Origin of the sequence: Phenylobacterium sp. (genome assembly GCF_041913825.1) — a bacterium.
GTDB lineage: Bacteria > Pseudomonadota > Alphaproteobacteria > Caulobacterales > Caulobacteraceae > Phenylobacterium.
Map to the genome: position 1 here is coordinate 1 of NZ_JAYSEO010000016.1, position 12313 is coordinate 12313.

At 71.6% G+C, this 12313-nt stretch carries 8 protein-coding genes and 1 tRNA gene; 6 read left to right on the forward strand and 3 right to left on the reverse strand.

Going from position 1 to position 12313, the window contains the following annotated elements:
• The first annotated feature begins 160 nt into the window (after positions 1 to 160).
• The gene (locus ACE3Q8_RS14405; protein WP_374470977.1) at positions 161 to 1105 is read left to right on the forward strand and encodes an NAD(P)H-dependent flavin oxidoreductase; all 945 of its coding nucleotides are present in this window, start codon (positions 161 to 163) and stop codon (positions 1103 to 1105) included.
• Between the two features lie 8 nt (positions 1106 to 1113).
• Here ACE3Q8_RS14405 and ACE3Q8_RS14410 read toward each other — a convergent pair whose 3' ends face one another.
• The 3 genes from ACE3Q8_RS14410 to ACE3Q8_RS14420 are packed head-to-tail and all read right to left on the reverse strand — an operon-like array spanning position 1114 to position 5083.
• The gene (locus ACE3Q8_RS14410; protein WP_374470978.1) at positions 1114 to 2367 is read right to left on the reverse strand and encodes a PQQ-dependent sugar dehydrogenase; all 1254 of its coding nucleotides are present in this window, start codon (positions 2365 to 2367) and stop codon (positions 1114 to 1116) included.
• Positions 2367 to 4055: an asparagine synthase (glutamine-hydrolyzing) gene (asnB, locus tag ACE3Q8_RS14415; protein ID WP_374470979.1), complete on the reverse strand. Its 1689-nt coding sequence runs from the start codon at positions 4053 to 4055 to the stop codon at positions 2367 to 2369. The genes ACE3Q8_RS14410 and asnB overlap by 1 nt, the downstream gene beginning before the upstream one ends.
• On the reverse strand, positions 4055 to 5083 hold the full coding sequence (locus ACE3Q8_RS14420) for a glycosyltransferase (protein WP_374470980.1): 1029 nt from the start codon (positions 5081 to 5083) through the stop codon (positions 4055 to 4057). The genes asnB and ACE3Q8_RS14420 overlap by 1 nt, the downstream gene beginning before the upstream one ends.
• Positions 5084 to 5177: 94 nt before the next feature.
• Between ACE3Q8_RS14420 and ACE3Q8_RS14425 the strand changes: the two genes are divergently transcribed.
• The 5 genes from ACE3Q8_RS14425 (at position 5178) to ACE3Q8_RS14445 (ending at position 12271) form a co-directional block, all read left to right on the forward strand.
• Positions 5178 to 5254 (forward strand) — tRNA-Met (locus tag ACE3Q8_RS14425).
• A 197-nt stretch (positions 5255 to 5451) separates the two neighbouring features.
• Complete coding sequence (locus ACE3Q8_RS14430) at positions 5452 to 7728, forward strand: TonB-dependent receptor (RefSeq protein ID WP_374470981.1); 2277 nt, start codon at positions 5452 to 5454, stop codon at positions 7726 to 7728.
• Between the two features lie 3 nt (positions 7729 to 7731).
• Positions 7732 to 9057: a spinster family MFS transporter gene (locus ACE3Q8_RS14435; protein ID WP_374470982.1), complete on the forward strand. Its 1326-nt coding sequence runs from the start codon at positions 7732 to 7734 to the stop codon at positions 9055 to 9057.
• Positions 9054 to 10691 carry a carboxylesterase/lipase family protein gene (locus tag ACE3Q8_RS14440; RefSeq protein WP_374470983.1) on the forward strand — a complete coding sequence of 546 codons (1638 nt, stop codon included), beginning with the start codon at positions 9054 to 9056 and terminating at the stop codon, positions 10689 to 10691. Before ACE3Q8_RS14435 ends, ACE3Q8_RS14440 begins: the two co-directional genes overlap by 4 nt.
• Positions 10688 to 12271, forward strand: coding sequence for an AMP-binding protein (locus ACE3Q8_RS14445; RefSeq protein WP_374470984.1), 1584 nt, complete (start codon positions 10688 to 10690; stop codon positions 12269 to 12271). Before ACE3Q8_RS14440 ends, ACE3Q8_RS14445 begins: the two co-directional genes overlap by 4 nt.
• Positions 12272 to 12313: the final 42 nt, after the last annotated feature.

Sequence of the window (12313 nt, forward strand, 5' to 3'; positions counted from 1 at the left end):
GGTTCAGCCCCCTCCGTCGGCTCCGCCGACAACTCCCCCGACCGGGGGAGCGACTGTGTGCGCGCCGAAACGCCTCTTGCGTGCTTCCCGCTTTCCCCGCCCCACGGCTTTCGTGACGCGGCGGAACCGGGCGATACTCGCCGCCCACCGGAGGACGCCCATGAAGAACCGCATCACCGAGCTGCTGGGGGTGAAGTATCCCATCGTCCAGGCGCCGATGGGCTGGATCGCGCGCTCGCAGCTCGCCAGCGCCGTCTCCAACGCCGGCGGCATGGGCATCATCGAGACCTCGTCGGGCGAGCTCGACAACGTGCGCGATGAGATCCGCAAGATGCGCACGCTCACCGACAAGCCGTTCGGGGTGAACATCGCCCAGGCCTTCGTCCGCGACCCGGACATCGTGAAGTTCGTCGTCGACCAGGGCGTGCAGTTCGTCACCACCTCGGCCGGCGATCCCAACAAGTACTGCGCCGAGCTGAAGGCGGCGGGGCTGACCGTCTTCCACGTGGTCCCCTCGCTCGCCGCGGCGATGAAGGCGATCGAGGCCGGCGTCGACGGCCTGGTGGTGGAAGGCGGGGAGGGCGGCGGCTTCAAGAACAGCCGCGAGGTGGCGCTGATGGTGCTGCTGCCGCTGGTCTGCTCGAAGGTGAAGGTGCCCGTGATCGCCGCCGGCGGGATCGTCGACGGCCGCACCATGGCCGCCGCCTTCTGTCTCGGCGCCGAGGGCGTCCAGATGGGCACCCGCATGGTCTCCGCCGCCGAGAGCCCGGTGCACCAGAACTGGAAGGACGCCATCGTCGCGGCCCGTGAGACGGACACCGTCTTCCTGAACCGCTTCGGGCCGGGTCCCGCGCTCCGCGCGCTCAGGACCGAGAAGACCGGCGCCTACGAGAAGACGGCGCCGGAGAACATCATGGGCGAGTTCCGCAACGTGCTCGACCTCTACTTCGGCGGTGACATGGAGGCGTCCATCGCCCTATCCGGCCAGGTCGCCGGCCGCATCGACAGCGTGAAGCCGGTGGCCGAGATCCTGCGCGAGACCGTCGCCGAGTTCGAGGCGGTCATGGCGGAGATGGCCGGCCGCTACGCGCCGCAGCCGGCCTGATCCCGGCGCTACCGCGGCGCGACGCGCAGCACCCGGCCGTTGTCGGCGTCGGTGGCGATGTAGAGCGCGCCGTCCGGCCCAACGATCACGTCGCGCAGGCGTTCGCCCACTTCGGCCAGCAGGCGCTCCTCGCCCACCACCCGGTCGCCGTCCAGCACCAGGCGGGTCAGCCGCTTGTCGGCCAGGCCGCCCACGAACAGGCTGCCCTTCCAGGCCGGGAACAGGTTGGCTTGGTAGAAGGCCATGCCCGAGGGGGCGATCACCGGGTCCCAGTAATAGACCGGCTGCTCCGTGCCCGGGGCCTGGGTCTGGCCGCCGGTGATCGGTCCGCCGCGGTACTCGATGCCGTAGGCGGCGGTGGGCCAGCCGTAGTCCTTGCCCTTGCGGATGATGTTCAGCTCGTCGCCGCCCTTGGTGCCGTGCTCGATCTCCCACAGCTCGCCGGTGCGGGGGTTCAGCGCCGCGGCCTGGCTGTTGCGGATGCCGCTGGCGAAGATCTCCGGCTGGGCGTCGCTGCGGCCGACGAACGGGTTGTCCTTCGGGATCGAGCCGTCGGCGTTGATCCGGATGATCTTGCCCAGGCCCATCTGCAGGTTGCGGGCCTGCATCCGGCCGCTCTCGACCGAGCGTTCGCCGGTCGTCACGTAGAGCGTCCCGTCGCGGGCGAACACCAGGCGCGAGCCGTAGTGCATGGTGCTCTCCCAGCTCGGCTTCTGCCGCCAGATCACCTGCACGTTCTCGAGCCGGGGCGGCTGGCCGGCGGCGGAGACGAGCCGGCCGCGGGCCACGGCGGTGTTGGTCTTCCCGTCGGGCTGGCCCTCGGCGTAGCTCCAGTAGACGAGGCCGTTGCGGGCGTAGTTCGGGTCGACGGCCAGGCCCAGCAGGCCGCCCTGGTTGCGGGTGTCCACCTGCGGCAGGCCGGCCACCGCCTCCGACAGCTTGCCGTTCTCGAACACGCGCAGCCGGCCGGGCTTCTCGCTGATCAGCAGGGCGCCGTTCGGCAGGAACGCGAGGCCCCAGGGTTTCACCAGCCCGGTGACGTGGTCGGTCACCTGGTAGGCGGCGTTGGACTTCACCTCCGGCGCGCGGGTCTGGCCGGCGAAGGCGGGGCTCTGGTTCGGGGCGTTGGCGGGCTTGGTGTCGACCGGCGCGCCGCCGGCGGGCGCCTTGGCGGCCGGCGCCTTGGTTTGGGCGTTTCCGTCCGTCCCACCGCAGGCGGCGAGCAGCACGGCGGCGGCGGCGGTCACGAAGAGCTTCTGCATCAGGGTCTCCCGGCTACGGCTTCCAGCGCCTCTTCACGTGAGGCGCCCTCGAGATGGATCAAGGCCCAGACGGCGAAGAACAGCAGCGGCCAGCGCCGCCCCGCCTCGCCCTGGGCGAACACGGCCTGCGCCTGCGGCTGGACGCGCCGCACGGCCTCCACGCGCGCGAGCCTCGGGCCGATGTCGGCGGCCCTGGGCGCGATCCACGCCTCCACCGGCACCGTGAAGCCCTGCTTGCGCGCCCACGGCTCGGCGGCGGGGCAGGCCCGCTCCAGCCACTTGCGCAGGATCCACTTGCCGTAACGCCCGCGCACCTTGAATCGGTCAGCCAGCGGATAGGCGAAGGCGGCGACCTGCGGGTCCAGGAAGGGCGTGCGTCCCTCCAGCCCGTGCGCCATCAGGCAGCGGTCGAGCTTCAGCAGCAGGTCGTTGGGCAGCCAGGTGGCCACGTCGCCCCACTGCGCCTGCTGCAGCGGCGTGAGCCCGGCGGGAGCCTTGGCCGCCGTCCGCCAGCGGTCCAGCACGGCGGGGTCCTCCGGCCGCGGCTCGGCCGCCCGTCCGCCCAGCCAGGCGGGCCGCAACGCCCGGCGATAGCGGCCGTAGCCGCCGAACAGCTCGTCGCCGCCCTCGCCGGTGAGCACGACGGTCAGCGTCCCCTTGGCGGCCTCGGCCAGCTTGTAGGTCGGCAGGGTGGCGTAGTCGGCCGTGGGATCGTCCAGCGCCCAGGCCACCTGCGGCAGCACGCGCCAGAAATCGGCCTCGCCGAAGCGGGTCTCGCGCCAGTCCAGGTCCAGGGCCCGGGCCACCCTCTCCGCTTGCGCCCGCTCGTCCGCCGCGCCCGGCGCGTCGAAGCCGCAGGTGAAGGCGGTGACCGGCCGTTCGTTCAGCCGCGCCATCAGGGTCGCGATCGCCGCCGAGTCGACGCCGCCCGACAGGAAGAGGCCGTAGGGCACGTCCGAGCGCTGGTGCACGGCCACGCTGTCCTCGAGCACGGCGTCCAGTTCGCGCAGCAGCGCCGCCTCGTCGTCGCTCCGGCCGCGGCCGGCGGGCAGGGCAGGGCGGCGGGCGGCTTCCACGACCCGGCCGTCCTTCACCTCGACCACCTCGCCGGGCGCGAGCCGCCGGACGCCCTTGAAGATCGTCGCCTCGCCCAGGGTGTAGTTGAACGCCAGCAGCTCCTGCGCCGCCGCGGGCTCCAGCTCCGGCGCGACCAGCCCGGCGGCGAAGAAGGCCCTGGGCTCCGACGCGAACGCCAGCCCGCCGTCGTGCTCCAGCAGGTAGAGCGGCTTGATCCCGAACGGGTCGCGCGCCAGCCAGGCGCGGCCGTCGGGCCCGATCAGGCAGAGCGCGTACATGCCCCGCAGCCGGTCGAAGGCGGCCGGACCCTCCTGGGCATAGACGTGCAGCAGCGGCTCGAAGTCCGAGCCGGTCGCGAGCTTGCCGCCGAGCTGATAGTCGCGGGCCAGCTCCAGGTAGTTGTAGATCTCGCCGTTGCCGATGACCGTGGAGCCGGCGGCCGTCAGCGGCTGCCAGCCGCCTTCCAGGTCGATGATCGACAGCCGTGCGTGGGCCAGGGTGGCGCCGGGCGCCTCGGTCACCCGCACCCCGTCGGGACCGCGGTGGGTCAGCGCGCCGATCATCGCCCGGGCCGAGGTTCCGGCGCCCAGCTCTCCCGCGATGCCGCACATCAGGCGGCCCCGTAGTCGGCGAGCAGCGTCTTCCAGGCGGCGACCACGGCGGCTTCCGAGAACTCGCCCTCGACACGGGCGAGGCCGTTCTGCGCGAGGCGGATCCGCAGCATCGGCTCGTTCAGCATCCGCCGCACGGCCGAGGCCAGGGCCGGGGCGTCGTCCACCGGGACCAGCAGGCCGTCCTCGCCGTCATCGATCAGCGCCTTCGGCCCCTGGCTTTCGGCGGCGACCACCGGCAGCCCGTGCGCCCAGGCCTGGATGACCACATTGCCCAGCGGCTCGTACCTGGAGGGGAAGACGCAGACGTCCGCCGCCCGGTAGAGCGCCGAGGCGTCGGTCCGCCAGCCGAGGAAGCGCACCCGGTGCTCGACGCCGAGCGCCGCGGCCATGGCCTTCAGCTTGTGCTCCAGCGGCCCGGCGCCGGCGATCCACAACCAGGCGTCCGGCAGCTCGGTCAGGGCCTGCAGCGTCACGTCGTGCGCCTTGGCCTCGTGCAGCCGGCCCATGGACAGCAGCAGCGGGACGTGCTGCGGCGTCGCCAGGGCCGAACGCTCGACGGCGGCCGCGTCTTCGGGCGCGGCGGCGAAGTTCGGGATGCAGCTCACCCGGCCGGCCGGCCATCCCTGGCCGACGATCCACTCGGCGATGTCCTCGGTGTTCGCCACCAGGTGATCGAAGCCGCGGTAGTACTTCAGCTTGTAGTAGCCGCCGAGCCGGCCGATCCGCGCCCACGGGCCCTGTGGCGTGTGGCGCGCGGCGCGGTTCATCCAGGCGAGCGCCACCCTGGTCCCGTGACGGTGGGCGAAGGCGGCGGCCTTGCGGCGGGTGAAGTGATCCAGCGGCCCCCCGAACGCCAGGGTCTGCACCGGCACGCCGGCCCGGGCCAGCCGCGCCTCGCGCCCGGCGTTCGGCCGGATGGCGCACGCCTGCGCCACGCCCGCGCGGCTCAGCGCCGTGACGAGGTCGGCGAAGTAGGTCTCGGCCCCGCCTTCGCCCGCCGTCCCCAGGAGATGAAGCACGCTCATCGGCCGCGGACCCTAGCGGGTCATCGCGACGTTCCCAAGCCGCTTGAAGCGAGGAAAATCAGCCCCTATAACCCGCGCCTCTCGCGAGGCCCGTGGCTGGGTAGCTCAGATGGTTAGAGCGGTGGATTCATAACCCACAGGTCGGCGGTTCGATCCCGCCCCCAGCTACCACTTCCCGCCGTCGACCGGCGGACTCTCGTCTCCAGGATCTCCTCGTCTCCGCCTCCGCGCAGGCCTGCGCCGCCCGCGCACCTGTACGGAGCCAAGATATTCACACGCGTGATAGTGAGTGTTGACTGCGGGCCCTGGGCATCGCATCGTGCGGCCACGCTCGGCGCAAACGATCGGGCGGTCGGGGAGAGACGATCATGAAGCGGCTTCTGTTGGGCTCGTCGTGCGCTATGGGCCTGCTCGCCGGCGCCTCGCCGGTTCTCGCGCAGACGGCGAGCGGCGGTTCGGACGCCCAGGCGGCGCAGGTGGGCGAGATCATCGTCACCGCCACCCGCCGCAGCGAGCGGCTGCAGGACGTGCCGCTGAGCATCACGGCCTATTCACAGGAGACGCTCACGGCCAAGGGGATCGTCGGCTACGAAGGCCTCGCGGTCGAGACGCCCGGCGTGGTGCTGAACCGCGCCAGCGCCAACTTCAACAACTTCACGGCCCGCGGCATCGCCACCAACGGCTACGGCGCGAACCTGCAGAGCACGGTCGCGGTGTACCTCGACGAGCTGCCGATCTCGACGATCGGCAACACCACCGTCCTCGACAGCAACCTCTACGACGTGGAGCGGGTGGAGTTCCTGCGCGGCCCGCAAGGGACGCTGTTCGGCTCGGGCTCGCTGTCGGGCGCGCTCCGCATTCTCACGAAGCGCCCAGACCCCAACGCCTTCGATGCCTCGGCCCTGGTGGACTATGGGATCACCGGCTCGGACTCGTTCCGCCAGCGCTACAACGGCATGGTCAACGTGCCCCTCGTGGAGGACCAGCTCGCGCTGCGCGTGGTCGGCTTCTACCGCGACGAGGAAGGCTACATCGACAACGTCGGCACGGGCATCAAGAACGCCAACACCCTGGTCGCCTGGGGCGGGCGGGCGGCGCTGCTTTGGGAGCCTACGGACCGCCTCTCGGTGAAGCTGATGGCCTCGTACGAGAACAGCAAGCCGAAAGACTCGTCGCTGGTGAGCCCGTCGCTCGGGCGCGACAAGCGGGTCTCCGACCGGCCGGATCTCTTCACGGGACAGCAGGCGATCTACAACGCCACCGTCGAGTACAAGCTGGACGGCGCGACCTTCACCTCCTCGTCCAGCCTGTCGGCCTTCGACCAGACCTTCTTCGTCGACCTCGCCGGAACCTTCGGTACGCCGGGCCCCAATTACCAAGGCATCGCCTTCGCGCTCGACGCCACCGCATACATGGACACCTTCGTGGAGGAGGCGCGGCTCGCCTCCGACCCCGGCGGCAGGTGGGACTGGGTGGTCGGCGGCTTCTTCCTCGATCGGCGCCTGGACGTGGACTACAACTACCGCTCCTCGCCGGCCTACCTGGCCGCCCGCGGCTTCACCGGCCTGCCGGACGAGTACTATCAGCGCCAGTACAACCACACGAAGTCGCAGGAGTTGGCCGGCTTCGGCGAGGTCACCTACCGCTTCACCGACGAGTTCTGGGTCACGGGCGGCCTCCGCTACGGCGGCTTCGAGGCGCAGTCCTTCGTCGAGGGCGGCTACACCTCGAACTACCTGGCCGCGGCGCTCACCCCCGCCTTCAGGGGCCCCTTGACCATCACCCAGGTGGCGCCCGTCACCGGCGTGAAGGCGAAGGAGACCGGCCCGTCCTACAAGTTGAGCGTCTCCTACAAGCCGACCCCGAACGTCACCGCCTACGCCACCTACTCGACCGGCTTCCGCACGCCGGTGGTGAACGGCTTCGCCGGCCGACCCAGCGTGGTGAACCCCAACGACATCGTCATCCCCGCGGGCGCCGATTCCGACGACCTGACCAACTACGAGATCGGGGTGAAGGGGCGCTGGCTGGACGGACGGCTGACCGCCAACCTCGCCGCCTACTGGATCGATTGGGAGAACATCCAGGTCCAGGCCAACCGGGTCTCCGACTCGGTGCAGTTCGCCACCAACATCGGCAAGGCCGTGTCGCGCGGCCTGGAGTTCGAGATCGCCGCCACGCCGATGGACGGCCTGACCATCGGAGCCAACGGGACCTTCATCGACGCGCAGGTGACCAAGCTGACGCCGACCGAAGCGGCCATCTCCGGCGCCGCCGAGGGCGTGCGCCTGGCGGCCCCGCGCTTCCAGGGCGCCGGCTACGTCAACTACGGCTTCGACCTGACGCCGGAGGCCCGCGCCAACCTCTCGGTCGTGGCTCAGCACGTGGGCAGCTATCCGGGCCTGTTCCCCTATATCCCCGGCCGGCCGGGCGTCCTGCAGCCGACCTACGGCTACACCCAGGCCTACTGGAACGTGAACGCGACCTTCGCGGTGGCCTTCGACCAGTGGACCGTCGGCGCCTACGTCGAGAACCTCTTCGACAGCCGCAAGATCAACTACGTCCACCCGGAGGCCTTCCTCGCCAGCCGCTTCGGCGTCCAGCGACCGCGGACCATCGGCGTGCGCATCGGCTACGACTTCTAGGCCATGGCGCAGCCTCCCCATGCGCCGGCCACGGCGGCTCCCGCGTCGGGAGCCGCCGCCGCGCTCCGGCCGGCAAAGGGCGCCTGGTCGACCCTGACCATCCTCTGCTTCGTCTACGTCCTGAACTTCCTGGACCGGCAGCTCCTGTCGATCCTGGCGAAGCCGATCCAGGACGACCTCGGCGTCACCGACGGCCAGCTCGGGCTGATCAGCGGGCTCTACTTCGCTCTGTTCTACTGCCTGATCTCGATCCCCGTGGGTTGGCTCGCCGACCGCACGAACCGTGTGCGCGTGCTGGCCTTCGCCTGCGGCCTGTGGAGCGCCGCCACCGTCGCGTGCGGGCTGTCGGCCAACTATCCGCAGCTCGTCCTCGCGCGGATGACCGTGGGCGTCGGCGAAGCCGGGGGCGTGCCGCCCTCCTACGCCATCATCACCGACTACTTCCCGCCGGGGCGGCGGGGCACCGCGCTCGGCCTGTTCAACCTCGGCCCGCCGATCGGCCAGGCGATGGGCGTGGCGTTCGGCGCGGCCATCGCGGCCGCCTATAGCTGGCGGGCGGCCTTCATGATCCTCGGCGCAGTGGGTGTGCTCACGGCGCTGGTCGTCCTGCTGGGCGTGCGCGAGCCGGAGCGGGGCGGGCTCGACCGCGCCGCCGGCGTCCCGCCGAAGCCGCAGACCGGTCCGTCCGGCTTCTGGCCCACCGTGCGCATGTTCTTCTCGACGCCCGCCCTATTGCTCGTCGCCCTGGCGAGCGCGGCGACCCAGATCATCACCTACGGCGCCGGGAACTTCACCACCCTCTTCCTCATGCGGGAGAAGGGCATGACCCTGCAGGACGTCTCGCTGTGGTACGCCCTGGTGGTGGCCGTCGGTATGGGCGGCGGGATCTTCGTCTCCGGCCGGGTGATCGATCGCTTCACTCATCGCTCGAAGGCGGCCTACGCCACGGTGCCCGCGGCGTCGCTGACGCTGGCGATCCTGCCGTTCCTCGGCTTCGTCTGGGCGCCGAGCTGGCCGCTCGCACTCGTGTTCCTCCTCGGGCCCACCTTCCTCAACTACTTCTATCTCTCCTCGGCCGTGGCCCTGGTGCAGGAGGAGGTGTCGCCCGAACAGCGGGTGCTCTGCGGGGCGCTGCTGCTGCTCGTCATGAACCTGATCGGGATGGGCGTCGGCCCGACCTTCGTGGGGGCGGTCAGCGACGCCGTGCGCGGCAGCCATCCCGAGCATTCGCTGCAGGTGGCCTTCTACGCCCTGACCCCGATGTACGCCGTGGCCATCGGCCTCTTCCTGGCCCTGGCCCGGGTGCTGAGGCGGGAGCAGGCGGCGTGAGGGGCTGGGCTGGCGGTCTGGCGGCGGCGCTGCTCGCCCTAACGGCCAGCGTGGCCGACGCCCGCCCGGCGCCGGTCGTCCGCGCGCCCGCCGGCGCGGTGGAGGGCGAGGCGCTGGGAGAGGTCCACGCCTTCCGCGGCATTCGATATGCGGCCCCGCCGCTGGGCCCCCTGCGTTGGCGTCCGCCGGCGCCGCTCGCGCCCTGGGCGGGCGTTCGGGACGCCAAGGCCTTCGGTCCTGCCTGCCTGCAGCCGCGCATGCCGGCGGGCTTCATCTACGCCAGCGAGCTGCCGCAGCTCAGCGAGGACTGCCTCACCCTGAACGTCTGGGCGCCTAAAAACGCCAAGGGCGCGCCGGTGATGGTGTGGATCCACGGCGGCTCGCTGGTGACGGGCTCCAGCCGCGAGTCGATGTACGACGGCGCCGAGCTCGCCCGGCAGGGCATCGTGGTCGTCTCGCTCAACTATCGCCTGGGCGTGCTGGGCTGGCTGGCGCACCCGGAGCTCAGCGCCGAGAGCCCCGATGGGGCGTCGGGCAACTACGGCCTGCTGGACCAGGTCGCGGCGCTCACCTGGGTGAAGCGCAACATTGCGGCGTTCGGCGGCGATCCGGCCAACGTGACCGTGGCCGGCGAGTCGGCCGGGGGCCTCAGCGTCATGTACCTCATGGCCTCGCCGCTCGCCCGCGGGCTCTTCCACAAGGCGATCGCCCAGAGCGCCTACATGATCTCCACGCCCGAGCTGAAGGCCGCCCGCTTCGGCGCCGAGGCGGCGGAGACCGCCGGCGCGCGGCTGGCGCAGCAACTGGGCGCGAACGGACTGGCCGGTCTCCGGTCGCTGGACGCCGCCGAGCTCGTGGACCGCGCGCCCAAGGCCGGGTTCGCCCCCTTCGGCGCTGTCGACGGCAAGGTGCTGCCGGCCCAGTTGGTCGAGGTGTTCGAGCGCGGCGAGCAGGCGCCGGCGCCGATTCTGGTCGGGTTCAACAGCGGCGAGATCCGCTCGCTTCGGCGGCTCGCCCCGCCGAGGCCGGCCAGCGCCGCGGCTTACGAGGCGGCGATCCGCGAACGCTACGGCGATCTCTCGGACGAGTTCCTCAGGCTCTATCCGTCGAGCGACCTCGGCGAGAGCGTGCTCGCCACGACCCGGGACGCGCTCTACGGCTGGACAGCCGAGCGGATGGCGCGCCACCAGGCCGCTCTTGGCCGCCCGGCGTTCCTGTACCTGTTCGACCACGGCTATCCCGCCGCCGAGGCGCTGGACCTGCACGCCTTCCACGCCAGTGAGATCCCCTATGTGTTCGGCACGCACGACCGGACGCCGGCCGGCTGGCCGAAGCCGCCGGCCTCGAGCGCCGAGATGCGTCTGAGCCGGGCGGTCCAGGACTACTGGGTGGCCTTCGTGAAGACCGGCGCGCCGGCCGCCCCCGGCCAGCCGGCCTGGCCCGCCTACGGCGCGGCCCGCGCCTACATGGTCTTCGGGGACGCGCCGCAGGCGAAGACCGAGCTGATGCCCGGGATGTACGAGCTGCACGAGGAGGCGGTGCGCCGACGCCGCGCCCAGGGAGAGACACCCTGGAACTGGAACGTCGGCGTCGTCTCGCCGGTGCTGCCGCCCAAGAGTCCGGAGTCCCGATGATCGACGGAGCCATGCAGCCGTTCGCGCTGACGCTCGACAAGTTCCTGGACCACGCCTCCCGGTGGCGTCCCACCTCGCAGGTGGTGACCGCGCGGGAAGACGGGCAGGTGGCGCGCATCGGCTATGCGGACCTCGCCGCGCGCAGCCGCCGCGTCTCTGCCGTCCTTGCCGGCCTCGGGGTGCAGGGCGGCGCGCGCGTGGCCACGCTGGCGTGGAACACCCAGGCCCACATGGAAGCCTGGTACGCCATCATGGGCATGGGCGCGGTGTGCCACACGCTGAACCCCCGGCTCACCGCGGATCACCTGTCGGGGATGGTGACCCGATCGGGCGCGCGGCTGCTGATCGTCGCCGGCGATCTCGTCGCCCTGGCCCGCCAGATCGCCGATCGCGTGCCGCAGGACCTCCAACTGATCGTTATCGATGGAGCGGCGGAGGCCGGGACGGCGGCGCTCGAGCCGATGATCGCCGACGCCGCCGACGGCTTCGCCTGGGGCGGCTTCGACGAGACGGCGCCCTGCGGCCTCTGCTTCACCTCAGGGACCACGGGCGCGCCCAAGGGCGTCACCTACACCCACCGCTCCAGCTACCTGCACACCCTGCGCGTGCTGCAGGCCGACGTAATGGCGATTTCGGGCGCCGACGTTGTGCTGGCGGTGGTGCCGATGTTCCACGCCAATGCCTGGGGCCTGCCCTTCGCGGCGCCGGCGGTGGGCGCGAAGCTGGTGCTGCCCGGCCGCAACGCGGACGGCGCGAGCCTCGCGCGGCTGATCCAGTCGGAGGGCGTCACCGTCGGCGTCGGCGTCCCCACCGTTTGGCTGGGCCTCCTGGAGCACCTGGAGGCCGAAGGCGGCGAGACTCCGAGCCTGAAGCGGATCATCGTGGGGGGCGCCCCGATGCCGCCAGCCCTGATGGCCCGCCTGGAGGCGCGACTGGGCGTCATCGTCCAGACGAGCTGGGGCATGACCGAGCTGTCGCCCTCCGGCACCGTCGCCGCGCCGCATGACCCGCGCTCGCCCGCGCAGTCCGGGCGTCCGGCGATCGGCGTCGACCTGATGGTCGCCGACGCCGAGGGCCGGCCGCTGCCGGAGCAGCGAAACACCGAGGGCCACCTGCACGTCCGCGGCGCGGCCGTGGTGGAGCGCTATTTCGGAGAGACCGCGCCCGCGACCAACCCCGACGGCTGGTTCGCCACCGGCGACCTCGCCCGGATCGACGAGGCCGGGAACCTGGTGATCACCGGCCGGGCCAAGGACCTGATCAAGTCCGGCGGCGAGTGGATCAATCCTGCCGAGATCGAGGCGGTGGTCGGGGCCCTCCCGGAGGTCTCGCTGGCGGCGGTGATCGGCCGGACCGACGCCAAGTGGGGGGAACGACCGATCCTGCTTGTTGAGCTGCGCGAGCCGGACTCGGTCAGCGACGACGCCCTGCTCGCGCCGCTCAAGGGCAAGGTCGCGAGCTGGTGGATCCCGGACGAAGTTGTCCGTCTCGAGGCCATGCCGCTCGCCGCGACGGGCAAGATCGACAAGCTTCGGCTCAGGGCGGAATACGGCGCTGCCGCCGGGGGAGGCGCGACTTGACGCCTCCGGCGACTGGGCTGAAAGAACGTCGCGTGTCGGATA

What these genes read in the sequence shown, in the direction of transcription:
- ACE3Q8_RS14405 (WP_374470977.1), top strand. Translation starts at nt 161, where the DNA reads ATGAAGAACCGCATCACCGAGCTGCTGGGGGTGAAGTATCCCATCGTC.
- ACE3Q8_RS14410 (WP_374470978.1), bottom strand. Translation starts at nt 2,367, where the DNA reads ATGCAGAAGCTCTTCGTGACCGCCGCCGCCGCCGTGCTGCTCGCCGCC.
- asnB (WP_374470979.1), bottom strand. Translation starts at nt 4,055, where the DNA reads ATGTGCGGCATCGCGGGAGAGCTGGGCGCCGGAACCTCGGCCCGGGCG.
- ACE3Q8_RS14420 (WP_374470980.1), bottom strand. Translation starts at nt 5,083, where the DNA reads ATGAGCGTGCTTCATCTCCTGGGGACGGCGGGCGAAGGCGGGGCCGAG.
- ACE3Q8_RS14430 (WP_374470981.1), top strand. Translation starts at nt 5,452, where the DNA reads ATGAAGCGGCTTCTGTTGGGCTCGTCGTGCGCTATGGGCCTGCTCGCC.
- ACE3Q8_RS14435 (WP_374470982.1), top strand. Translation starts at nt 7,732, where the DNA reads ATGGCGCAGCCTCCCCATGCGCCGGCCACGGCGGCTCCCGCGTCGGGA.
- ACE3Q8_RS14445 (WP_374470984.1), top strand. Translation starts at nt 10,688, where the DNA reads ATGATCGACGGAGCCATGCAGCCGTTCGCGCTGACGCTCGACAAGTTC.